Raw genomic sequence first — 20371 nt, 5'->3', positions numbered from 1 at the left:
CCCGCGAGGCAAGCCGAGCCTGCGTCAGTGCTTGATCACCGGGTCGGTGGAGCCTGCCTCGACGGGCTTGGCCACCAGCGGCTCTTTGGAGGCTTCCTCTTCGGCGAGCGGTTCCGGCTGGCGTTCGAGCGCGAGCTCGAGCACCTTGTCGATCCAGCGCACCGGCACGATCTCGAGGAAGTTCTTCACGTTGTCGGGAATCTCGGCGAGATCCTTCACGTTTTCTTCGGGAATCAGCACCGTCTTGATACCGCCACGGTGCGCGGCCAGCAGCTTTTCCTTGAGACCGCCGATCGGCAGCACTTCGCCGCGCAGCGTGATCTCACCGGTCATGGCGACATCGGCACGCACCGGGATGCGCGACAGGGCCGACACCATGGCCGTCGTGATCGCGATACCGGCGGACGGGCCGTCCTTGGGCGTGGCACCCTCGGGCACGTGGACGTGCATGTCGTGCTTTTCGAACACGCTGTCCGCGAAGCCCAGACGGCGAGCGCGCGAACGCACCACCGTACGAGCGGCCTCGACAGATTCCTTCATCACATCGCCGAGCGAACCCGTGCGCTGAATGACGCCCTTACCCGGCATATCGGCGACTTCGATGGTCAGCAGATCGCCGCCCACTTCCGTCCATGCCAGGCCGGTCACCTGACCGATCTGATTTTCCTTTTCGGCCATACCGAAGGTATAGCGGCGCACACCGAGGTAGTCGTTGAGGTTGGCCGCGTTGACGGTCACGGGACCGTCGGCGCGCACTTCGCCCTTGTCCTTCTCCGTCAGCAACTGCTTGACCACCTTGCGGCAGATCTTGCCGACTTCACGCTCGAGCGCACGCACACCGGCTTCGCGGGTGTAGTAGCGCACGATGTCCTGCAGCGCGCTTTCGTCGACGGTCAGCTCGTTTTCGCGCAAGCCGTTGTTCTTCATCAGCTTGGGCAGCAGGTGATCGCGGGCGATGTGGATCTTTTCCTCTTCGGTGTAACCCGAGAGGCGGATCACTTCCATACGATCGAGCAGCGCCGGCGGAATGTTCAGCGTGTTGCTGGTCGCCACGAACATCACGTCGGACAGATCGAAATCCACCTCGATGTAATGGTCCTGGAACGTGTGGTTCTGTTCGGGATCGAGCACCTCGAGCAGCGCCGACGAAGGATCGCCACGGAAGTCCATGCCGAGCTTGTCGATTTCGTCGAGCAGGAACAGCGGATTGCGCACGGCAACCTTCGACATGTTCTGCAGGATCTTGCCGGGCATCGAGCCGATGTACGTGCGGCGGTGGCCACGGATCTCGGCCTCGTCACGCACGCCGCCCAGCGCCATGCGCACGAACTTGCGATTCGTGGCTTTCGCGATCGACTGGCCGAGCGAGGTCTTGCCCACGCCCGGAGGGCCGACCAGGCACAGGATGGGCGCCTTCACCTTGTCCACGCGCTGTTGCACCGCGAGGTACTCGAGAATGCGTTCCTTGACCTTCTCGAGACCATAGTGGTCGTCGTCGAGCACGGTCTCGGCGTTGGCCAGCGAGTTGTTGATCTTGCTCTTCTTGCGCCAGGGCAGATTGATGAGCGTGTCGATGTAGTTGCGCACCACCGTGGCTTCGGCGGACATCGGCGACATCAGCTTGAGCTTCTTGAGCTCGGCGTCGGCCTTCTTGCGCGCTTCCTTGGGCATGTGCGCCGCAAGGATTTTCTTCTCGAGCTCTTCGATATCAGCGCCCTCCTCGCCCTCGCCAAGCTCCTTCTGGATCGCCTTGACCTGTTCGTTGAGGTAGTAATCGCGCTGACTCTTCTCCATCTGCTTCTTCACGCGGCCGCGAATGCGCTTCTCGACCTGGAGAATGTCGATCTCGGTCTCGAGCTGCGTGAGTAGGCCTTCGAGGCGTTCGGAAGTGACGACGACCTCCAGCATCTTCTGCTTCTGCTCGAGCTTGAGCGGCAGATGCGCGGCGATCGTGTCGGCCAGACGGCCGGCGTCATCGATACCCGCCAGCGAGGTCAGGATCTCCGGCGGGATCTTCTTGTTGAGCTTCACGTACTGCTCGAACTGCGCCACGATGGCGCGGCGCAGCGCTTCCGTCTCCGAGCCCTGCGTGGTGTCGGGTTCGATGGGCGTGACTTGGCAGGTGAAGTGCGAATCGACGTCTTCCACGCTATCGATGCGGGCGCGCTGGGTGCCTTCGACCAGCACCTTAACGGTGCCGTCGGGTAGCTTCAGCATCTGCAGAATGCCGGCCACGCAGCCGATTTCGTAGACGTCTTCAGGAGTGGGGTCATCCTTGCCAGCGGACTTTTGGGCCACCAGCATGATGCTCTTGCCCGCTTCCATGGCTACCTCGAGCGCTCGGATCGAACGCGGGCGGCCGACGAACAGCGGGATGACCATATGCGGGAACACCACCACATCACGCAGCGGCAAGAGCGGCAGATCGATCGGGTCGGAAGGCAGGGTCTGGCTAGCAGACATAGATAGGTTCCTCGTGTGCGACGTTTGGGGGACAGAAAGCCCGGGGCTTTTCACGTCGATTACGTCCGATATGGGAACAATAGCCGAAAATTCAAGTGGCAGGCGGCAAGACCCTTTCCGATTCCCAAAAAAGCCGTTAATGAACGGTTTTTTTATCTTTCCTTGCGTATCCGCCGCATGAGGCGCGCGAGCCTGCGGCACACCGGACTTGCGCGCCGCGCATCGACAGCACCTGTCATTGCGCGTTGCATCGGCCCCTACTCGGTTACGGTTGCGCAACTCGCGCTTGCCGGTGCCGCAATGAGAAAACCCGTCACGAGGACGGGTTTTCGGTCTTGCCGGCAACGCGCGGCGATCAGGCCGCGGCGTCGCGCACTTCCGATTCGCCAGCAGGCTTGGCGGCGGTCGCGTTCTCGTCGTTGTAGATCAAGAGCGGCTTGCCGCTGCCTTCGATCGCGCCGTCGTCGAGGACCACGCGGCTGACGTTGCCCTGCGAGGGCAGGTCGTACATCGTGTCGAGCAGCGAACCTTCGAGGATCGAGCGCAGACCCCGGGCGCCGGTCTTGCGCTTGAGCGCTTTGCGCGCAATCGCCTTCAGCGCGTCCGGACGCACGTCGAGTTCGGCGCCTTCCATGGCGAACAGCTTCTGGAACTGCTTGATCAGCGCGTTCTTCGGCTCGGTCAGGATCTGCACCAGGGCAGCCTCGTCGAGCTCGTCGAGCGTGGCGACCACGGGCAGACGGCCGACCAGTTCGGGGATGAGACCGAACTTGATCAGATCTTCCGGCTCGACTTCGCTGAACAGCTCGCCGACACCGCGCTCGGACTTCGCGCGCACGGAGGCGGAAAAGCCGATGCCCGATTTCTCGGTGCGATCGCGAATCACCTTTTCGAGCCCGTCGAAGGCGCCGCCGACGATGAACAGGATGTTGGTGGTGTCGACCTGAACGAAGTCCTGGTTGGGATGCTTGCGGCCGCCCTGCGGGGGCACCGAAGCGACGGTGCCTTCGATCAGCTTGAGCAGCGCCTGCTGCACGCCCTCGCCCGACACATCACGGGTGATGGAGGGGTTGTCGGACTTGCGCGAAATCTTGTCGATCTCATCGATGTAGATGATGGCGCGCTGCGCCTTCTCGACATCGTAATTGCAGTTCTGCAGCAGCTTCTGGATGATGTTTTCGACGTCTTCACCCACATAACCGGCTTCGGTCAGGGTGGTCGCGTCGGCCATCACGAACGGCACGTTGAGCATGCGCGCCAGCGTCTGCGCGAGCAGCGTCTTGCCCGAGCCGGTCGGCCCGATCAGCATGATGTTGCTCTTGGAGAGCTCGACCTCGTCGCCCTTGATTTCGCCATGGCGAATGCGCTTGTAGTGGTTGTACACCGCTACCGCCAGCATGCGCTTGGGCGAAGTCTGACCAATGACGTACTGGTCGAGGAAGGTCTTGATCTCAGCCGGGGTGGGCAGCTCGGAACGAATCGCCGCACGCGCGGTGGCTTGCGCCTCCTCGCGGATGATGTCGTTGCACAGGTCGATGCATTCATCGCAGATGAATACGGACGGACCCGCGATCAGCTTGCGGACTTCGTGCTGGCTCTTGTTGCAGAAAGAGCAATGCAGCACTTTTGCGTCTGCCGATCCCTTTTTGTCAGGCATAAGTGTTTCGTATCTCTGGTGAGGACACCCGCCGCGAAGGCGGCGGGTGCACATTCAACGCTTATCGAATCTGGCGGCAGTACAGGGGCCCGGGCGGCCCTGCGATGGCGTGATTACACGTCAGCGCGGGAAGCCAGAACCTTGTCTACCAGACCATACGATACCGCATCTGCAGCCGACATGAAGTTGTCACGCTCGGTGTCTACGGCGATGCGTTCCACAGGCTGGCCGGTGTTGTCGGCCAGGATCCGATTCAGCCGCTCGCGCAGGTCCAGGATCTCGCGGGCCTGGATTTGAATATCCGTGGCCTGACCCTGGGCACCGCCCGACGGCTGGTGAATCATGATGCGGGAATTGGGGAGCGAGAAACGCTTGCCCTTCTTCCCGGCTGCCAGCAGGAACGCACCCATGCTCGCCGCCAGGCCCGTGCACAACGTCGACACATCGGGCTTGATGAACTGCATGGTGTCGTAGATGGCCATCCCGGCATACACCGACCCGCCGGGCGAGTTGATGTAGAACGAGACGTCCTTGTCAGGATTCTCCGATTCCAGGAACAGCAACTGAGCGACCACGAGGTTGGCGGTCGCATCGTTGACCGGACCCACCAGGAAGATCAGCCGCTCGCGCAGCAGGCGCGAGTAGATGTCGTAGGCCCGCTCGCCGCGGCCCGATTGCTCGACCACCATGGGGATGTAGCCCAGGCCGGTCGGCGTGACGGACGAGCCGCCGTTCATCGCTGCATAGAAATCGGTGAAACGCTGCATATTTATGCCATCCCCATCAACTGGTCGAAGGCCACCTTCTCGTCGGTAACCTTGGCCTTTTCCAGCACGTAGGCCACCACGTTGTCCTCCAGCACGATCGCTTCGATTTCGGCGCGGCGCTGGCGGTCGGACAGATAGTAGCTGACAACCTGAGCGGGCTGCTCGTAGTTCTGGGCGAACTCTTCGATGCGGGCGCGCACTTGCTCCGGCTTGGCCTGCAGTTGGTTCTGCTTGACCAGTTCGGAGACGAGCAGGCCCAGGCGCACGCGGCGCTCGGACTCGCCGGCGAAGATTTCTTCGGGCATCGGAACGCTTTCGGCGTTGGGCACGCCACGCTGCTTCAGCTCCTCACGGGCTTCGGCGATGCGGCCTTGCACGTCGTTGCTCACGAGCGCCTTGGGCACGTCGAACTTGGCGGCTTCGACCAGGGCATCCATCACGCTGGTCTTGGTGCGGCCTTGCGAGCGAACCTTGACTTCACGTTCGATGTTGGTGCGGATGTCGGCCTTGAGCTTTTCGACGTCGGCATCGGCCTGGCCCAGCGACTTGGCGAACTCGGCGTTGACTTCGGGCAGCACGCCCTCGGCAACTTCCTTGATCGTGATCGTGAACTCGGCGGTCTTGCCGGCCACTTCCTTGCCTTGGTAGTCGTCGGGGAACTTGAGCGGGAAGACCTTGGTCTCGCCAGCCTTCAGGCCACGAGCCGCTTCTTCGAACTCGGGCAGCATGCGGCCCTGGCCCAGAACGAACGGGAAGTTTTCGGCGGTGCCGCCTTCGAAGGCGACGCCGTCGATCTTGCCGGCGAAGTCGAGGACGACGCGGTCGCCGTCTTGCGAGGCGCGGTCTTCGCGGGTTTCGAAAGTGGCGCGTTGCTTGCGCAGCACGTCGAGCGTCTTGTCGACTTCAGCGTCCGACACTTCGGTGTCGTAGCGGGTCACGGCGAGCGACGACAGATCGGGCACGGTCACTTCGGGGTACACCTCGAAGGTGGCGCTGAACGCCAGCGTGCTTTCGTCGACGCCTTCGGTCTTGGGCTCGAGGGTCGGCATGCCGGCGACGCGCAGCTTGGCGCCTTCGACGGCCTGCTCGAACGCACGGCCGACCTGGCTGTTGATCACGTCGTAGCGGATGCTGGGGCCTTGGGTGCGCTCGATCATGGCCATCGGAGCCTTACCGGGACGGAAACCGGGGACCTTGGCGGTGCGGGCCACGCGCTTGAGTTGCGCCTGGACTTCCTTTTCGACGTCAGCGACCGAGACGGCCAGATCAATACGGCGCTCGAGGCCGGAGAGGGTTTCAACCACAGGCTGCATTAAAAGACCTATTTTCCGAGGGGTAACGAGGGAGAAATGGAGAACGAAACGAGCTAAACGGGCCATTTTACCGGAAAGTTGCAGAAGCACCGCAAGCCCTGTCCCGGCCCCCAAAAGCGCCCTGGGGGAACTGCCTCATATCGTCACGGTCTGATAGCCCCGTTGTCGTCTGGCGTTGATAGAATTTCGCCCGCCTGGAACACCGCTACACCCATAACAATTCAACTTATAGCTCGCCTACCTCATGAACGAACACCGCCAACCCCGCCTGGGCCTCCTGCCCGCCCTCATCTTCAGCTCACGCTGGCTGCAGCTGCCGCTCTACCTCGGTCTCATCGTGGCGCAGGGCGTCTACGTCTTCCTGTTCCTCAAAGAGCTGTGGCATCTGGTGTCGCACACCAACAGCTTCGGCGAGATGGAGATCATGCTGATCGTGCTCGGCCTCATCGATGTGGTGATGATCTCGAACCTGCTCGTCATGGTGATCGTGGGCGGGTACGAAACCTTCGTTTCGCGACTGCGCCTCGAAGGCCACCCGGACCAGCCCGAGTGGCTCAGCCACGTGAATGCCAGCGTCCTCAAAGTGAAGCTTGCGATGGCCATCATCGGCATCTCGTCGATCCACCTGCTGCGCACCTTCATCGAAGCCGGCAACCTGGGTGGCGCCAACGCGCGCTTCACCGAGACCGGCGTGATGTGGCAGACCATCATCCATGTCGTCTTCATTCTGTCGGCGATCGGTATCGCGTACGTCGACAAGCTGACCAACAACGGCGCGGGCGCGAACGCACATCTGCATCGCGCGCCCCACGCCTGACGCGGCCCGCGCGGCGCGGGCACGAGCTGCCCGCCCGTCCGCATGCGCCTCGCCACCAAAGCAAAAAGCCCCTTTTTCAAGGGGCTTTTTACATGGGGCGAAGGAACCTCGCCCTGAGATCGCTCAGGTCGCGACCTTGATGTTCTTGGCGCTCGGGCCCTTGGGGCCTTCACCGACCTCGAAGGTCACGCGCTGGTTCTCCTGCAGCGACTTGTAGCCTTCGCTGCGGATCTCGGAGTAATGGGCGAAGAGATCTTTGCTGCCGTCATCGGGCATGATGAAGCCATACCCTTTTTCTGCGTTGAACCACTTAACGATACCGGTTGCCATGGTGAGTCCTTGAGCCTAAAAAGCGACGAATCGCGGAGCGCCAGATGATCAAGGGAACACGGTGACAACGATACTTGCCGGCCAGCTGCCCGGCGCCACACGACTTGAAGATCTCGCCAGCCCAGTTTAGGTGTGCGGCGGAACAACGGTCAAACTTTCAGGAAACCACTTGTTATTCACTACATTGGACACATGTTGTTTCAATGTCGTGAGACCCCTGTCTTTCGGGGGGTGGCGGCGGCGCCACACTGCGCTGTCCCTATCGCGAACTGTCGGCGCCAGGGGCTGTTCTCAGCCAGCGAAACCGCCCTCGGCCAGGAAGCGTTGCTCTTCGATGGTGCTGTCGCGCCCCAGGCTGGCGTTACGATGCGGGAAGCGGCCGAAGCGAACAATAATATCGCGGTGAATAATCGCCCAACGCAATGTCTCGGCGTCAAGGTCCGACATTAATGACACCGATTCAGTTTGGGCCGCGAGATCCTCGGCATGTTCAAACGGCAAATAAATAAAGTGCCGCATTTCAATATCGACCTTACGGTCGTTTCCGGCCTGAATCGCGCGGCGCGCGATAGCCAGCGCGAGGCCGTCCGTGGCGAACATGTGACCGGTGCCCCGGAACGCATTGCGGGGGAACTGATCGAGCAGGATCAGCAGCGCCAGCACGCCGTCGACCGTGCCTTCCCATGCCGCCAGCTCGCCGCGGGCCGCGGCGAAGTGCGCCCCCAGAAAGCGGGCACGAAAATCCTGGTCGAACGCCTCGTCGCGGGCGAACCACTTGGCCGGGCCCGCCGCACGCCAGAAGCGCACGACCTCCTCGGGGGTGAGAGCCGACGGGGGATCGAAGGAAAGCTCGGTCATGTGGGGTCCTGGCGCAGAGGGCGCGGCACAGGCATGCGCACGGCGCCCAGAAATGAAAAAAGCCCCTTGCGGGGCTTTTCGCGGTTCAGTTACCTGTGAATTACAGGACCTGAATCTTGGTGGCTTGCGGACCCTTGGGACCCATCGCCGTCACGAAGCTGACGCGCTGGTTCTCTTCCAGGGACTTGAAGCCGTTGGCTTGAATTTCGGAGAAGTGGGCGAACAGGTCCTTGCCACCCGCTTCCGGGGTGATGAAGCCATAGCCTTTTTCTGCGTTGAACCACTTAACGACGCCGGTTTCCATACTGTATTTCCTAGAGATTTATGGGCAAGAGAGCCCGGGACCACGATTCAATCAAGGAGAGGACAGCAGAACAATAACGGTCGCCGGATAAGGCACGGCACTGAACAAACTTCGCAACACTTGACCTCGTGTACCGCCACTATCGTCAGGTTCCTCTCCCAAGTCAACATAATCCTCAAAATTACGTACCAATAGTGCAACAAATAGAAACTGCGGTAACCGCTTGCTTATTATTTGCGCGGACGCGTCTACGCGCCCCATTTACTAATAATCAAATGGGGCGAATTTAAACTGTGATAAGCGTTTTGAAGAGTCCGGTCAGTCGACCGGCAAGCCAAGCAGATCCAGCGCCGCGCCGAAGCTGTCCGCATCGGCGCAAAAGAAAACGGCGAGGTCGCCCGGGTTGATGTTTTCCAGCACTTCGTCGATCTGCGCCTGCGCTTCGTCGACGCTGTCGACCGAGGCTGCGTGGATCGCCGCGCCCTCACCCACACGCTCGGGCGGGACGAAGTCCGCGATGGCGTCGAGATCGGGAGCGCCAAGCACGACGTACGTGGCGAGCACGGCGCCATCGATGGTCGTGTCCAGGCTTAGGCCGCCTTCGAACTCGCCAACCTGGCGACTGCTGATTTCCATATGAAATTCCTAACGTTGCCGCTCGAGAGCGGCGTCAATTCATGAGCGCGGCATACGCCGCGCCCGGATGCGCCGTGCGAGCAACGCACAGGCAGCACCAATTACCAGCGAGAACAGTGCCGCCGCGATAGCGAGCAACGGCGCCTGCCCGGCGAACGCGCCATCGCGCGTCAGCACCCATACGACCACCGCCGCCACCCCCGCCCAGGCCAGCACGCCTGACAGCGTACTGCCCAGGGCACGCGCCTGGCCACTGAGCCAACCGCTCAGCAACGCCAGTGCCACCATCGAGGCCATGGCCCAATAGAGCAGCTCGTAGTCCACGGGATCAGGGTCGGGAGAGAAGGGGCTGGCCACCCGGCGCGCGCGCCGCGCCAGCACCATAGCGGGATCGGACGGCCATTATAGAGGACTTGCGGCAGGCCGCCGCGCGCCCGGCGGGCGGGCGCGCGAGATCGGTCGCAGCGCCCGGCGGCCGAGGGCGCTGGCGAGCGTTGCGACGCGGCAGGAACCGCGCCAGGCGGTAGCGCCGTGCTTAGAAGCGGTAGCTGTAGCCGACGTTGAAGGTCAGCTCACGTTTGACGATATCGCCGCGGCCGTAGCGCAGGTCGGCGAAGCCACGGTGGGCGCCGGATGACACCTGCATGCCGCCGCCGAGCTGCCAGCGGTCGCCGGGCAATTCCACGTCATAAGTGCTGCTGCCGAACTTGATCGTGTCATCGTTGGAGAACTGATGCAGGTACGACGCGGTGGCATAGGGCCGCAGCGTGGTGCCGCCACTGAGCTGGAAGTCGCGCCCGGCGCGCACGCCTGCGCGGCCCTGCACCGAGGTCTGGCTGCTGCGCGTGTAGATCGCCTGCAACTGCGGCTCGACGAACCATTGATCTTCGAGCTGCAAGTGATAGCCCAACTCGACGCTGCCGCTGTACGTGGTGTGCTTGACGTCATCTTTGTAGGTGCCGAGGTTGAGCGGCAGATCGAACTCGACCTCGTCCTTGATGCGACCGACCTTGCTGACCGCATCGACGTAGAAGCCGCCGTTGTCGACGTACGTCAGGTAGGTGCCGAGATAGCGGCTGCGGCTCTTGCCTTTCATGATGTCGTTGTCGTCCTGGTCGGCATGCCCCAGCCCCACGTACGCACCGAGAAACAGCTTGCCGGTCGAGAGATCCCAGCCGTAGTCGCCGCCGATGGCGCCCACTTCGACGTCATTGTCGAACTTGCCGGCATCGTCGCCGTCGATCTTGTAGCGGCTGCCGCCCCCACGTGCCCACAGGCCGCCCCGGCCGCCGTTGCGCAACTCGCCCTGGCGCTGACCCGCCACGCCCAACTCGGACTCGAGCAAGAGCAAGGATCCGGTCTGACCCATGGCGACCCCTTCCGCGCCGCGTCGATTGATTTCGGCCCGAACCTGAGCGGGCGTGACCAACTGAGCCTGCGCCGCGGGCGCCACCCAGGCGCTCGTTGCCACGGCTGCCAGGGAAAGCGTTACGGCCAGCGGGAGTCTTGCGGGAGCCTTTGCCATTGCCATCGATCCATCCTCGAGGAAAAAAATGAAATCCGGTCGGTGCCAAGCGTTGCACCGCCATTTTCTATACAAAATACAAAATTTATTCTATCGATGGTGTCCGCCCCCAAATGTTTCAGACACCAGGCAAAACCGGGCGTAATTCATAGGGATGGCCGAGTGTTGCGAAAAAACACCTATGTAACGGGGCATTTGCGTACCGCCCGCCCGCACCACCAGGCCCGCGCCGGGGCGTCCGGCCCACGCGATCGGTTGCCCTTTTTCATCCTTGGGCGGCCCCGCGCTTGCCCTGTCACGAATTTGGGCCCCAGAATGGTTCTGCAAGCAGCCTCCGGGCACCCGGCCCGCCCTCCACGACTACCGATCTCGACACAGCCTCCATGCCCACGCGGTTTTTGTTTGTCCCGTCCCGCCCTCCGTTGCATGCCCGTTCGCAGCGCGTGTGTCGTGGAGGCGCGCTGTTGGGCAGCGTCGCGGCCCTGGCCCTCTTGGCGGGGTGCGGATCGACGGCGTGGTTCCAGGATGAAGGACCGGCGCTGACGCCCGCGCCCGGTGCGACGACCTTCGTTTTCATACGGCATGCCGAAGTGCCGGTGGCGGGGCTGGGCCAGTTGAGCTGCCGCGGCCTGAATCGGGCGATCGCGCTGGTGCAGCGGCTGCCTCGCCGGGTGGGTCCGCCGCAGGCCGTGTTCGCGCCCTCGCCCGCGGTGCAAAAGATGGAGAGTGGGCAGGCGTACAGCTACGTGCGTCCGCTCGCGACGGTCACGCCGCTCGCCGTGCAATACGGCCTTCCGGTGCAGGCGCAGATCGGCTACGACGACGCCAAAGGATTGGCGAATGCCCTCGATGCGGCCGATCTGCGAGGCCGTACGGTCGTCATCGCGTGGGACCATCGAACCCTCCCCGAGGCGGTCAGACTGATACTCGACCGCCACCAGGGGCCCTCGGCCTCCGTGCCCGCCTGGCGTGGCAGCGACTTCGATTCGATCTATGTGGTGCGCGTGCCCGCCAACAAGGGTCCCGCGGCCTTCATTCAGATGTCGCAGGAATTGGACAGGCTGCCCCAGACCTGCCCGGGCACGTGAGCGGCGCAGGGTCGCGCACCGCGCCCGGAATGTGATCGGGCCACCTGAATAGAAAAATGCCGGCGTGTGCCGGCGTTTTCGATGTAGCGGTTTTCGATGAGGCAGCGCCGCATCTCGAGTCAGTCAGGCAGCGCGAGCCCACCCCAGGCGATCGAAGTGTGCGATTGCGTCGTGCACGAGCGCCTCGGCCTGAAGCCGCGCGGCGGGCTCGCTGCGTTCGGGACGCGTGGCATAGGAGTAGCAGGCCTGCCGGCCGGCATCCAGCTCAAAGGAGATATTGACGCGTCCGACGTATTTACCGGAAGCAAGCGGTGTCACGTTGATATGGACCTTCGCAGACACCGAGTCTCCCGAGATGCTTGGCTGTGTCCCTGAATCTTACGCGGACGGCTCGACGACCGCCACCGGCTTGTGCACATGCAGACATGCATCGACCGACTGACTTGATTTCAGGCAAAGCGCGAACGCCTGAGCCTCGCCCACCGTGGAAAAAACATACTGCACACGGTCCACGATGACCGAAGAATCCATGATCACCAAATGCATGCCTGGCTCCCGAGTTCGTCATGCAGAAGGGCCAGCAACCCCCATGCCTGCATACAGCAACCCGTCAGCTAGCGCCGCGCGCGAGGTGGGGCGAGCCGGGGGCTAGGCTTGGGGCTTGGAGCTTGAGGCCTGGCGGCCGTGGGCCGGGGGGTTGGGCCGACCACTTAGGCCGACCACTCAGGCCGACCGGTTAGGCTTGACCGGTCCGGCCGACCGATTGTGCCGACCGATTGTGCCGATCGAGTGTGCCGACCGACTATGCCGACCGATTAGCCCGGCATCACGACACGAATAGGGTTGGTGCGAAGGGCGGGACTCGAACCCGCACACCTGTTACGGCGTCAGGACCTAAACCTGGTGCGTCTACCAATTTCGCCACCTTCGCAAAAGGCCAAGCCCGCTATTGTAGCTTGCTTGTTAAAATCGTGCGCTATGAATCCGCGTCTCGATGCCCTGCATCCCTATCCCTTTGAAAAACTGCGTGGTCTGCTGGCCTCGGGCGGCACGCCGCCGGATGGCCTCGCACCCATCAATTTGTCGATCGGTGAGCCCAAGCACGCCACGCCCGCACTCGTGGGCGAGGCGATCAATGCGCACCTGAACGGCCTGTCCGTGTACCCGGCGACCAAGGGCACGCCGGCGCTGCGCGAGGCGATCGCGCAATGGCTGGCACGCCGCTACAGCATTCCGGCGCCCGACGCCGACACGCAAGTGCTGCCCGTGCTGGGTTCGCGCGAAGCCCTGTTCGCCTTCACCCAGGCCGTCATCGATCCGGCGGCGGATTCGCTGGTCGTCTGCCCGAACCCCTTCTATCAAATCTACGAAGGCGCGACCGTGCTCGCGGGCGCCCGCCCCTTCTACGTCAACGCCGATCCCGCGCGCGACTTCAACCCCGACTGGAACGCCGTCACGGAAGACGTGTGGCGCCAGACGCGGCTGGTGTTCGTGTGCACGCCCGGCAACCCCGCGGGCAACGTGATGCCGCTGGAAGACTGGCGCACGCTGTTCGCGCTGTCGGACCGCTACGGCTTCGTCATCGCGTCCGACGAGTGCTACTCCGAAATCTATTTCGACGAGGGCGACGCGCCGCTGGGCGGCTTGCAGGCCGCACGCCGGCTCGGCCGCGACACGTACAAGAACCTCGTCGTGTTCTCGAGCCTGTCCAAGCGCTCGAACGTCCCGGGCATGCGCTCCGGCTTCGTGGCGGGCGATGCGGCGCTGATGGCGCGCTTCCTGCTCTATCGCACCTATCATGGCAGCGCCATGAGCCCCGTGTTCGCGGCGGCCAGCGTCGCCGCCTGGAACGACGAGGCCCACGTCCAGGAAAACCGCCGCCTCTATCGCGCCAAGTTCGAAGCCGTTACGCCCATCCTGGCGCGGGTGCTCGACGTGCGCATGCCGCAGGCTTCGTTTTACCTGTGGGCGCCTACCCCGGGCTGCGACCAGGCCTTCGCCCGCGACCTTTACGGACGCACCGGTGTTACCGTGCTGCCGGGCAGCTTCCTGGCGCGCGAGACGCGCGGGGTGAATCCCGGCGCCGGCCGTATCCGCATCGCGCTGGTGGCGCCGCTGGACCAGTGCGTCCAGGCCGCCGAACGCATCGTGCATTTTGTGCAGACTTCCGTCTGATCCCTTGACCAACCCTCTCAACACCGAGCCGTCATGACTCTCGACCTCCAGACCACCATTGAAAAAGCCTGGGACGACCGGGCCAACCTGTCTCCCTCCGACGCCAGCGCTGCCGTGCGCGAAGCCGTCGAACACACCATCGACGCCCTCGACCAGGGCCGTCTGCGCGTGGCCGAGAAGATCAACGATCAATGGACCGTGCATCAATGGATCAAGAAGGCCGTTCTGCTGTCCTTCCGCCTGTCCGACAATGAAGTCATGGGCGCCGATCCCCTCACGTTCTACGACAAGGTGCCGACCAAGTTCGCCGGCTTCGGCGACGCGGCCTTCAAGGCAGGCGGCTACCGCGTGGTGCCCCCGGCCGTCGCACGCCGTGGCTCCTTCATCGCCCGCAACGTGGTGCTGATGCCCTCGTACGTCAACATCGGCGCATACGTCGACGAAGGCACGATGGTCGACACCTGGGCCACCGTGGGCTCGTGCGCCCAGATCGGCAAGAACGTCCACCTCTCGGGCGGCGTCGGCATCGGCGGCGTGCTCGAGCCGCTGCAGGCCAACCCCACCATCATCGAAGACAACTGCTTCATCGGCGCGCGCTCCGAAGTGGTCGAAGGCGTGGTGGTCGAAGAAAACTCGGTCCTGGCCATGGGCGTGTTCCTGTCGCAAAGCACCAAGATCTACGATCGCGCCACCGGCAAGATCACGTATGGCCGCGTGCCCTCGGGTTCGGTCGTGGTGCCGGGCTCGCTGCCTTCCGAAGACGGCTCGCACAGCCTGGCTTGCGCCGTCATCGTCAAGCGCGTGGACGCACAGACCCGCGCCAAGACCAGCATCAATGAGCTGCTGAGGGCCTGATGAGCAACGCCGTACTGGAACTGGTCAAGGACCTGATCGCCCGCCCGTCCGTCACGCCGGCCGACGTGGATTGCCAGAAGCTGCTCGCCGATCGGCTGACGCGCGTCGGCTTCACGTGCGAAACCATCGCCCGCGGGGGTGTCACCAATCTGTGGGCACGGCGCGGCACGCGCGGTCCCGTGACGGTGTTCGCCGGCCACACCGATGTGGTGCCGCCGGGCCCGCGTGAAAAATGGGAAAGCGATCCGTTCGTGCCGACCGAGCGCGACGGGTTCCTGTACGGCCGCGGGGCGGCCGACATGAAGAGCTCGATCGCCGCCTTCGTGGTGGCGGCCGAAGAATTCGTGGCGGCCCACCCCGACCACGAGGGCTCCATCGCCCTCCTGATTACCTCCGATGAAGAAGGACCCGCCATCGATGGCACCGTGATCGTGTGCGATGCGCTGCGCGAACGCGGCGAACAGCTCGACTACTGCATCGTCGGCGAGCCCACCTCGGGCGCCGTGCTGGGCGACACCTGCAAGAACGGCCGCCGCGGCTCGCTGTCGGGCGCACTGACCATCAAGGGCATCCAGGGCCACGTGGCTTATCCGCATCTGGCGCGCAACCCCGTGCATCAGTTCGCGCCCGCCCTGACCGAACTGGTCGGCATCGAGTGGGACCAGGGCAACGAATACTTCCCGCCCACTACGTTCCAGGTGTCGAACCTGAACGCCGGCACCGGCGCGACCAACGTCGTGCCGGGCGAGGCGGTGGCGCAATTCAACTTCCGCTTCTCGACGGCGAGCACGCCCGAGTCGCTGAAAGAACGCGTGCATGCCGTCCTCGACAAGCACGGGCTCGAATACGATCTCGAGTGGGAACTGGGCGGCGAGCCCTTCCTGACGCCGCGCGGCTCGCTGACCGATGCCCTGGTACAGGCCATCGCCGCCGAAACCGGCGTGACCGCCGAGCTCTCGACCACCGGCGGCACGTCCGACGGCCGCTTCATCGCCAAGATCTGCCCGCAGGTCATCGAGTTCGGCCCCGGCAATGCCACGATCCACAAGGTCAACGAGCGCGTCGAACTCGCCAGCCTCGAACCCCTGAAGAACATCTATCGCCGCACGCTGGAAAACCTGCTGCTGGCGCGTTGAATTGCACATGGCCACTACTGACCGTCAAGAACTCCAGACCCTGCGCGACCTGATCCGCTATGGCGTATCGCGCCTGAACGCGGCCAAGGTGGCGCTGGGGCATGGATCGGACAACGCCTGGGACGAAGCCGTCTATCTGGTGCTGCACGGACTGCATCTGCCGCCCGACACGCTGGATCCGTTCCTCGATGCCCGCGTTCTCGCCAAAGAGCGCGAGCGCGTGCTCGACCTGATCGATCGCCGCGTGAGCGAGCGTCTGCCGGCCGCCTACCTCACGCACGAAGCGTGGCTGCGCGGCCATCGCTTCTATGTCGATTCGCGTGTCATCGTGCCGCGCTCGCCCATCGCCGAGCTGCTCGACGAAGGCTTGTCGCCCTGGGTGCAGGACGCCAACGACGTGCAGTACGCGCTCGACATGTGCACGGGCTCGGGTTGCCTGGCCATCCTGAGCGCGCTGGCCTTTCCGTACGCCGAGGTCGACGCGGTCGACCTGTCGCCCGAGGCCCTCGAGGTGGCGCGCCGCAACGTCGACGACTTCGGTCTGCAGGATCAGGTCACGCTACACGCCAGCAACCTGTTCGACAGCCTGCCCGAGCGCGCCTATGACGTCATCGTCTGCAATCCGCCGTACGTCAACAGCGCATCGATGGACGCCTTGCCGCCCGAGTACCGGCACGAGCCGGCGCTGGCGCTGGCCGGCGGCACCGACGGCATGGACCTGGTGCGCCGCATCCTCGAAGCCGCACCGCGCTATCTGAGCGAGCAGGGCGTGCTGGTGCTCGAGATCGGCCACGAGCGCGATCACTTCGAGGCCGCCTTCCCTGACCTGCATCCCGTGTGGCTGGAAACGGCGCAGGCCAGCGACCAGATCCTGCTGCTTACGCGCGAGCAACTGACGCTGTGATACGTGCTTCTGGATTGACGCTGCGCCGCGGCACCAAGGTGCTGCTCGATGGTGCGGACTTCGTGGTGCACCCTGGCGAACGCGTCGGCATCGTCGGCAAGAACGGCGCGGGCAAATCCTCGCTGTTCGGCTTGCTGACCGGCGAGCTCGACCTGGACGCCGGCAACGTCGACCTTCCGGCCGGCTGGCGTATCGCCAGCGTGGAGCAGGAGATCTCGAGCACCGAGCGGCCGGCGCGCGAGTTCGTCATCGACGGCGACGTGCATCTGCGCGCGCTGCAGGCGCAACGTGCCGCGCTCACCGACGACCAGGGCACGCAGATCGCCGAGACCGAGGCGGCCCTGACCGAGGCGGGCGTCTGGAGCGCCGCCTCGCGGGCGGAGCAGTTGCTGGCCGGCCTGGGCTTCAAGCCCGACGAGTGGATGAAGCCCGTCGAAAGCTTCTCGGGCGGCTGGCGCATGCGCATCGCGCTGGCCCGCGCGCTGATGGCGCCCTCCGAACTGCTGCTGCTGGACGAGCCGACCAACCACCTGGACCTCGACGCCATGCTCTGGCTCGAGAAGTGGCTGGCCGCCTATCAGGGCACCGTCCTGCTGATCTCGCACGATACGGAGTTCCTCGACGCGGTCGCGCGCGCGATTCTGCATTTCGATCACGGCAAGCTCGTCCGCTACAAGGGCGGCTACCAGGACTTCCTGTTGCAGCGCGCCGAGCGCCTGCGCCAGGCGTCCATCGCCATCGATCGCCAGAACCGCGAGGCTGCACGGCTTCAGAGCTTCATCGATCGATTCAAGGCCAAGGCGTCCAAGGCCAAGCAGGCGCAGAGCCGGGTCAAGGCGCTCGCGCGCATGGAGGCGCTCGCGCCGCTGCATGCTGAATCCGGTATCGACATCCGCATCCCCTCCCCCGAGCACACGCCCGATCCGCTGCTTACGCTCGAACACGTGTCCGCGGGCTATGCCGGCGACGCGGGCGATGCCAAGCCCATCCTGAGGGACGTCACCCTCATGGTGCGCGCCGGCGCGCGCGTGGGCGTGCTGGGCGCGAACGGCGCCGGCAAGAGCACGCTGATCAAGACGCTAGCCGAAGAGCTGCCCGTGCAGCAGGGCGAACGCCGGGCCTCCAGAGGCCTGGCCATCGGCTACTTCCATCAGCATCAGCTCGATATGCTCGATGTCGACGGCACGCCGCTGCAGCATCTCGCGCGGCTTGCGCCCGAGGTCCGCGAGCAGGAACTGCGTAACTACCTGGGCGGCTTCGGCTTCTCGGGTGATGCCGTCACGAGCAAGGTCGGGCCCATGTCGGGCGGCGAGAAGGCTCGCCTCGCGCTGTCGCTGATCGTGTGGCAGCGCCCCAACCTGCTGCTGCTCGACGAACCCAGCAACCATTTGGACGTCGAGACGCGCGAAGCGCTGGCGGCCGCGCTGGCCGAGTTTTCGGGCAGCATGCTGCTCGTATCGCACGATCGGCATCTGCTGCGCACGACCGTCGACAGCTTCTGGATCGTCGCCGATGGCGCCGTGCGTGAGTTCGACGGCGACCTCGAAGACTACCGGGACTGGCTGTCGGCCCGCAACGCCCAGGAGCGCGCCGCCGCACCGTCGGCGCGCGGCGACCAGCCCGATGGCGGCGTCGACCGCAAGGCGCAGCGGCGCCAGGAAGCCGAGGAGCGCCAGCGTTTGTCCGCGCTGCGCAAGCCGGTGCAGGCGAAGCTGGACAAGGTCGACACCCAGATGGAGCGTGCCCGGGTGCGCCTCGCCGAGCTCGATGCGCTCATCGCCGACGCCGATCTGTACACCGATGCGCGGCGTAACGAACGCCAGACCATCATGGCCGAGCACGGCGAACTGGCCAAACGCATGAACGAACTCGAAGAGCAATGGCTGGAATTGCAGCAGTCGCTCGAAGAGATCGAGCAGGGATTGGGCTGAGCGCGGTCGCGCGCACGGCAGCCCGCTCCCTCGCTTTGCGAACGCCGCCTTCGGGCGGCGTTGTTTTGGGTGGCCGCACGTGCCGCACTCGCCGCCCCCATTTAGGAATGGTTATCATTTATACTCTGCGGGTTTCTGACCTTCCGTGCCTGCCGCCCATTGCGCCCGCCCGCCATGCCCGTGCTGACCGACGCCTTTCTGCACCACTACCGTGAACTGCTCAGTTTTCTCTCATTGCGCACGGGATCGCGCGATACGGCGCAGGACTGCGCGCAGGACACGTGGATCAAGCTCAGTGAATCGGGCGACCGCGCCCAGCCGGAAAATCAGCGCGCCTACGTGTTCCGCGTGGCCGCCAACATCGCGACGGACTGGCATCGGCGGCTGGCGCGCGAGCGCCAGGCCAACGAGCGCTACGCATCGGGCCTGACCGGCCAGACCGAGGCGGACACGCTGGACGTGGCCGCGGCGCGGCAGACACTGCGGCGCCTGCAGGCGGTGCTGCTCGCGCAGCCGGCCCGCAGCCTGGAGATCTTCGTGCTCCATCGCCACGAAGGCCTCACCTATCGCGCCATCGCCGAGCACTGCAGGGTCTCGGTCAGCGCCGTGGAGAAGCACATGATGCGTGTTCTGTTGGCCTGCGACGCCGCCCTGCAGGCATGAGCGCCGTCCCCGCCGCACCGCGTCACGCCCTCACCCGACCGCAGGCGCTGCAGGCTGCGTCGCAATGGGTCGTCAAGCTCAGCGACACCGAATGCGACAGCGCGACCTACACCGCGATCGAGGCCTGGTATCACAGCCGGCCCGAGCATGCCGCGGCCTTCGACAGGCTCAGCAAGGTCTGGGGTACCTTGGGACGTCTGCAACCGGATCAGCTCAACGCCCGGCCACGCCGCGCCACGCGCGCGCTGGCAGGCGGCCTGCTGAGCGTCGCGCTCCTGGCGGGTCTGATCGGGGGCCCGGCATTCGACGCACCGGACGTCCGCGCCGACCATCGTGTCGAGCGGGTGGCGTTACCCGACGGCTCGATCGCCACGCTCGACGCAGGCAGCGCGCTGCGCTTCGACTATGCCGCAGGCCGGCGCGACGTCGTCCTGGAGCGAGGCCGCGCTTTGTTCGAGGTGCGGCCGCGCCAAGCCGGCGAGCCCCCGTTCCGGGTCCGCACGGACCAGGGCATCGCCACCGCGTTGGGCACGCGCTTCGAAGTCACGCGCGCCGCATCCGGCATGCGCGTGCACGTCTACGAGCACGACGTGGCGATCCTCTGCACGGTGTGCGAGCCACGCGAGGCCATGACGCTGTCACCCGGCGAAGGCGCGCATCTGCACGACGGCAAATGGCAGCGCGACGCCGGCGCGACCACCGCCTCCCCTGCCTGGAGCCAGGGGCTGCTGAGGCTGGACGACATCAGCCTCGCGCAGGCTGCGGAACGCCTGCAGCCCTACAGCGATCGCCGGCTGCTCGTGGTGGGCGCGGCGCGCGATCTGCGCGTGTCGGGCACCGTCAACATCGCGGACGTGCAGCGCGCGCTGCGCTTTCTGCTGGCACGCCAGTCCGTGACCACCTACACACTGCCCGGCCTGCTGGTGCTCCAGTAAGCATGCGCAAGGCA

General features: G+C 64.6%; 21 protein-coding genes and 1 tRNA gene. 9 read left to right on the top strand and 13 right to left on the bottom strand.

The features are described 5' to 3' along the window. Positions 1-24: 24 nt before the first annotated feature. The 4 genes from lon to tig all read right to left on the bottom strand — a co-directional run bounded on the left by lon (position 25) and on the right by tig (position 6200). Positions 25-2463 carry an endopeptidase La gene (gene lon, locus CEK29_RS07970; protein WP_094799046.1) on the bottom strand — a complete coding sequence of 813 codons (2439 nt, stop codon included), beginning with the start codon at positions 2461-2463 and terminating at the stop codon, positions 25-27. Positions 2464-2818: 355 nt separating this feature from the next. Next, entirely contained in the window at positions 2819-4120 is a 1302-nt protein-coding gene (gene clpX / locus CEK29_RS07965; protein ID WP_094799045.1) for an ATP-dependent Clp protease ATP-binding subunit ClpX, read from the bottom strand. Positions 4121-4233: 113 nt separating this feature from the next. Next, on the bottom strand, positions 4234-4887 hold the full coding sequence (clpP, locus tag CEK29_RS07960; RefSeq protein ID WP_094799044.1) for an ATP-dependent Clp endopeptidase proteolytic subunit ClpP: 654 nt from the start codon (positions 4885-4887) through the stop codon (positions 4234-4236). Between the two features lie 2 nt (positions 4888-4889). After that, complete coding sequence (gene tig / locus CEK29_RS07955) at positions 4890-6200, bottom strand: trigger factor (protein ID WP_094799043.1); 1311 nt, start codon at positions 6198-6200, stop codon at positions 4890-4892. A 244-nt stretch (positions 6201-6444) separates the two neighbouring features. On the opposite strand from tig, the gene CEK29_RS07950 reads away from it, so the two are divergent. Next, positions 6445-7017: a TIGR00645 family protein gene (locus CEK29_RS07950; RefSeq protein ID WP_094799042.1), complete on the top strand. Its 573-nt coding sequence runs from the start codon at positions 6445-6447 to the stop codon at positions 7015-7017. 123 nt (positions 7018-7140) lie between these two features. On the opposite strand, the gene CEK29_RS07945 is transcribed toward CEK29_RS07950, so the two are convergent. The 6 genes from CEK29_RS07945 to CEK29_RS07920 form a co-directional block, all read right to left on the bottom strand. Beyond that, positions 7141-7347 (bottom strand): cold-shock protein, encoded by a 207-nt coding sequence (locus CEK29_RS07945; protein WP_094799041.1) that lies wholly within the window; start codon positions 7345-7347, stop codon positions 7141-7143. A 291-nt stretch (positions 7348-7638) separates the two neighbouring features. Further along, positions 7639-8205, bottom strand: a complete 567-nt coding sequence (locus CEK29_RS07940; RefSeq protein ID WP_094857765.1) for a DUF924 family protein — start codon at positions 8203-8205, stop codon at positions 7639-7641. A gap of 100 nt (positions 8206-8305) precedes the next feature. Next, positions 8306-8509: a cold-shock protein gene (locus tag CEK29_RS07935; protein WP_094799039.1), complete on the bottom strand. Its 204-nt coding sequence runs from the start codon at positions 8507-8509 to the stop codon at positions 8306-8308. A 318-nt stretch (positions 8510-8827) separates the two neighbouring features. Next, entirely contained in the window at positions 8828-9145 is a 318-nt protein-coding gene (locus tag CEK29_RS07930) for a hypothetical protein (RefSeq protein ID WP_094799038.1), read from the bottom strand. Positions 9146-9184: 39 nt separating this feature from the next. Continuing rightward, positions 9185-9529: a hypothetical protein gene (locus tag CEK29_RS07925; RefSeq protein WP_255176098.1), complete on the bottom strand. Its 345-nt coding sequence runs from the start codon at positions 9527-9529 to the stop codon at positions 9185-9187. A gap of 151 nt (positions 9530-9680) precedes the next feature. Beyond that, positions 9681-10670 (bottom strand): autotransporter outer membrane beta-barrel domain-containing protein, encoded by a 990-nt coding sequence (locus tag CEK29_RS07920; RefSeq protein WP_249278966.1) that lies wholly within the window; start codon positions 10668-10670, stop codon positions 9681-9683. Between the two features lie 464 nt (positions 10671-11134). Here CEK29_RS07920 and CEK29_RS07915 point away from each other — a divergent pair, with 464 nt between their 5' ends. Further along, complete coding sequence (locus CEK29_RS07915; RefSeq protein WP_094857763.1) at positions 11135-11758, top strand: hypothetical protein; 624 nt, start codon at positions 11135-11137, stop codon at positions 11756-11758. A gap of 123 nt (positions 11759-11881) precedes the next feature. Here CEK29_RS07915 and CEK29_RS23645 read toward each other — a convergent pair whose 3' ends face one another. The 3 genes from CEK29_RS23645 to CEK29_RS07910 all read right to left on the bottom strand — a co-directional run bounded on the left by CEK29_RS23645 (position 11882) and on the right by CEK29_RS07910 (position 12689). Further along, the gene (locus tag CEK29_RS23645) at positions 11882-12100 is read right to left on the bottom strand and encodes a hypothetical protein (protein WP_141218319.1); all 219 of its coding nucleotides are present in this window, start codon (positions 12098-12100) and stop codon (positions 11882-11884) included. Between the two features lie 36 nt (positions 12101-12136). Continuing rightward, positions 12137-12304, bottom strand: a complete 168-nt coding sequence (locus CEK29_RS23845; protein WP_170948400.1) for a hypothetical protein — start codon at positions 12302-12304, stop codon at positions 12137-12139. A 298-nt stretch (positions 12305-12602) separates the two neighbouring features. Further along, a tRNA-Leu gene (locus CEK29_RS07910) sits at positions 12603-12689 on the bottom strand. 47 nt (positions 12690-12736) lie between these two features. Between CEK29_RS07910 and dapC the strand changes: the two genes are divergently transcribed. The 7 genes from dapC (at position 12737) to CEK29_RS07875 (ending at position 20357) form a co-directional block, all read left to right on the top strand. Continuing rightward, positions 12737-13933, top strand: a complete 1197-nt coding sequence (gene dapC / locus CEK29_RS07905; protein WP_170948399.1) for a succinyldiaminopimelate transaminase — start codon at positions 12737-12739, stop codon at positions 13931-13933. A gap of 33 nt (positions 13934-13966) precedes the next feature. Beyond that, positions 13967-14788 (top strand): 2,3,4,5-tetrahydropyridine-2,6-dicarboxylate N-succinyltransferase, encoded by an 822-nt coding sequence (gene dapD, locus CEK29_RS07900; protein WP_094799033.1) that lies wholly within the window; start codon positions 13967-13969, stop codon positions 14786-14788. Next, the gene (gene dapE / locus CEK29_RS07895; protein WP_094857762.1) at positions 14785-15924 is read left to right on the top strand and encodes a succinyl-diaminopimelate desuccinylase; all 1140 of its coding nucleotides are present in this window, start codon (positions 14785-14787) and stop codon (positions 15922-15924) included. The genes dapD and dapE overlap by 4 nt, the downstream gene beginning before the upstream one ends. Before the next feature lie 7 nt (positions 15925-15931). Then, positions 15932-16828, top strand: a complete 897-nt coding sequence (gene prmB / locus CEK29_RS07890; RefSeq protein ID WP_094857761.1) for a 50S ribosomal protein L3 N(5)-glutamine methyltransferase — start codon at positions 15932-15934, stop codon at positions 16826-16828. Next, complete coding sequence (locus tag CEK29_RS07885) at positions 16825-18759, top strand: ABC-F family ATP-binding cassette domain-containing protein (RefSeq protein WP_094799030.1); 1935 nt, start codon at positions 16825-16827, stop codon at positions 18757-18759. The genes prmB and CEK29_RS07885 overlap by 4 nt, the downstream gene beginning before the upstream one ends. Before the next feature lie 174 nt (positions 18760-18933). Continuing rightward, positions 18934-19422, top strand: coding sequence for an RNA polymerase sigma factor (locus CEK29_RS07880; RefSeq protein ID WP_094799029.1), 489 nt, complete (start codon positions 18934-18936; stop codon positions 19420-19422). Beyond that, positions 19419-20357, top strand: a complete 939-nt coding sequence (locus CEK29_RS07875) for a FecR family protein (RefSeq protein WP_094857760.1) — start codon at positions 19419-19421, stop codon at positions 20355-20357. The genes CEK29_RS07880 and CEK29_RS07875 overlap by 4 nt, the downstream gene beginning before the upstream one ends. Positions 20358-20371 lie beyond the last annotated feature (14 nt).

The sequence above is a fragment of the Bordetella genomosp. 5 genome (assembly GCF_002261475.1).
In the GTDB taxonomy this organism is placed as follows: domain Bacteria; phylum Pseudomonadota; class Gammaproteobacteria; order Burkholderiales; family Burkholderiaceae_B; genus Bordetella.
Note: the sequence above shows the minus strand (reverse complement) of the source record. Positions and strands in the feature narration are given on the sequence as shown.

Excerpts from the sequence above, each read along its gene's own strand:
- lon (WP_094799046.1), bottom strand. The coding sequence starts at position 2,463 with ATGTCTGCTAGCCAGACCCTGCCTTCCGACCCGATCGATCTGCCGCTC.
- clpX (WP_094799045.1), bottom strand. The coding sequence starts at position 4,120 with ATGCCTGACAAAAAGGGATCGGCAGACGCAAAAGTGCTGCATTGCTCT.
- clpP (WP_094799044.1), bottom strand. The coding sequence starts at position 4,887 with ATGCAGCGTTTCACCGATTTCTATGCAGCGATGAACGGCGGCTCGTCC.
- tig (WP_094799043.1), bottom strand. The coding sequence starts at position 6,200 with ATGCAGCCTGTGGTTGAAACCCTCTCCGGCCTCGAGCGCCGTATTGAT.
- CEK29_RS07950 (WP_094799042.1), top strand. The coding sequence starts at position 6,445 with ATGAACGAACACCGCCAACCCCGCCTGGGCCTCCTGCCCGCCCTCATC.
- CEK29_RS07945 (WP_094799041.1), bottom strand. The coding sequence starts at position 7,347 with ATGGCAACCGGTATCGTTAAGTGGTTCAACGCAGAAAAAGGGTATGGC.
- CEK29_RS07940 (WP_094857765.1), bottom strand. The coding sequence starts at position 8,205 with ATGACCGAGCTTTCCTTCGATCCCCCGTCGGCTCTCACCCCCGAGGAG.
- CEK29_RS07935 (WP_094799039.1), bottom strand. The coding sequence starts at position 8,509 with ATGGAAACCGGCGTCGTTAAGTGGTTCAACGCAGAAAAAGGCTATGGC.
- CEK29_RS07930 (WP_094799038.1), bottom strand. The coding sequence starts at position 9,145 with ATGGAAATCAGCAGTCGCCAGGTTGGCGAGTTCGAAGGCGGCCTAAGC.
- CEK29_RS07925 (WP_255176098.1), bottom strand. The coding sequence starts at position 9,529 with ATGGTGCTGGCGCGGCGCGCGCGCCGGGTGGCCAGCCCCTTCTCTCCC.
- CEK29_RS07920 (WP_249278966.1), bottom strand. The coding sequence starts at position 10,670 with ATGGCAAAGGCTCCCGCAAGACTCCCGCTGGCCGTAACGCTTTCCCTG.
- CEK29_RS23845 (WP_170948400.1), bottom strand. The coding sequence starts at position 12,304 with ATGCATTTGGTGATCATGGATTCTTCGGTCATCGTGGACCGTGTGCAG.
- dapC (WP_170948399.1), top strand. The coding sequence starts at position 12,737 with ATGAATCCGCGTCTCGATGCCCTGCATCCCTATCCCTTTGAAAAACTG.
- dapD (WP_094799033.1), top strand. The coding sequence starts at position 13,967 with ATGACTCTCGACCTCCAGACCACCATTGAAAAAGCCTGGGACGACCGG.
- prmB (WP_094857761.1), top strand. The coding sequence starts at position 15,932 with ATGGCCACTACTGACCGTCAAGAACTCCAGACCCTGCGCGACCTGATC.
- CEK29_RS07880 (WP_094799029.1), top strand. The coding sequence starts at position 18,934 with ATGCCCGTGCTGACCGACGCCTTTCTGCACCACTACCGTGAACTGCTC.
- CEK29_RS07875 (WP_094857760.1), top strand. The coding sequence starts at position 19,419 with ATGAGCGCCGTCCCCGCCGCACCGCGTCACGCCCTCACCCGACCGCAG.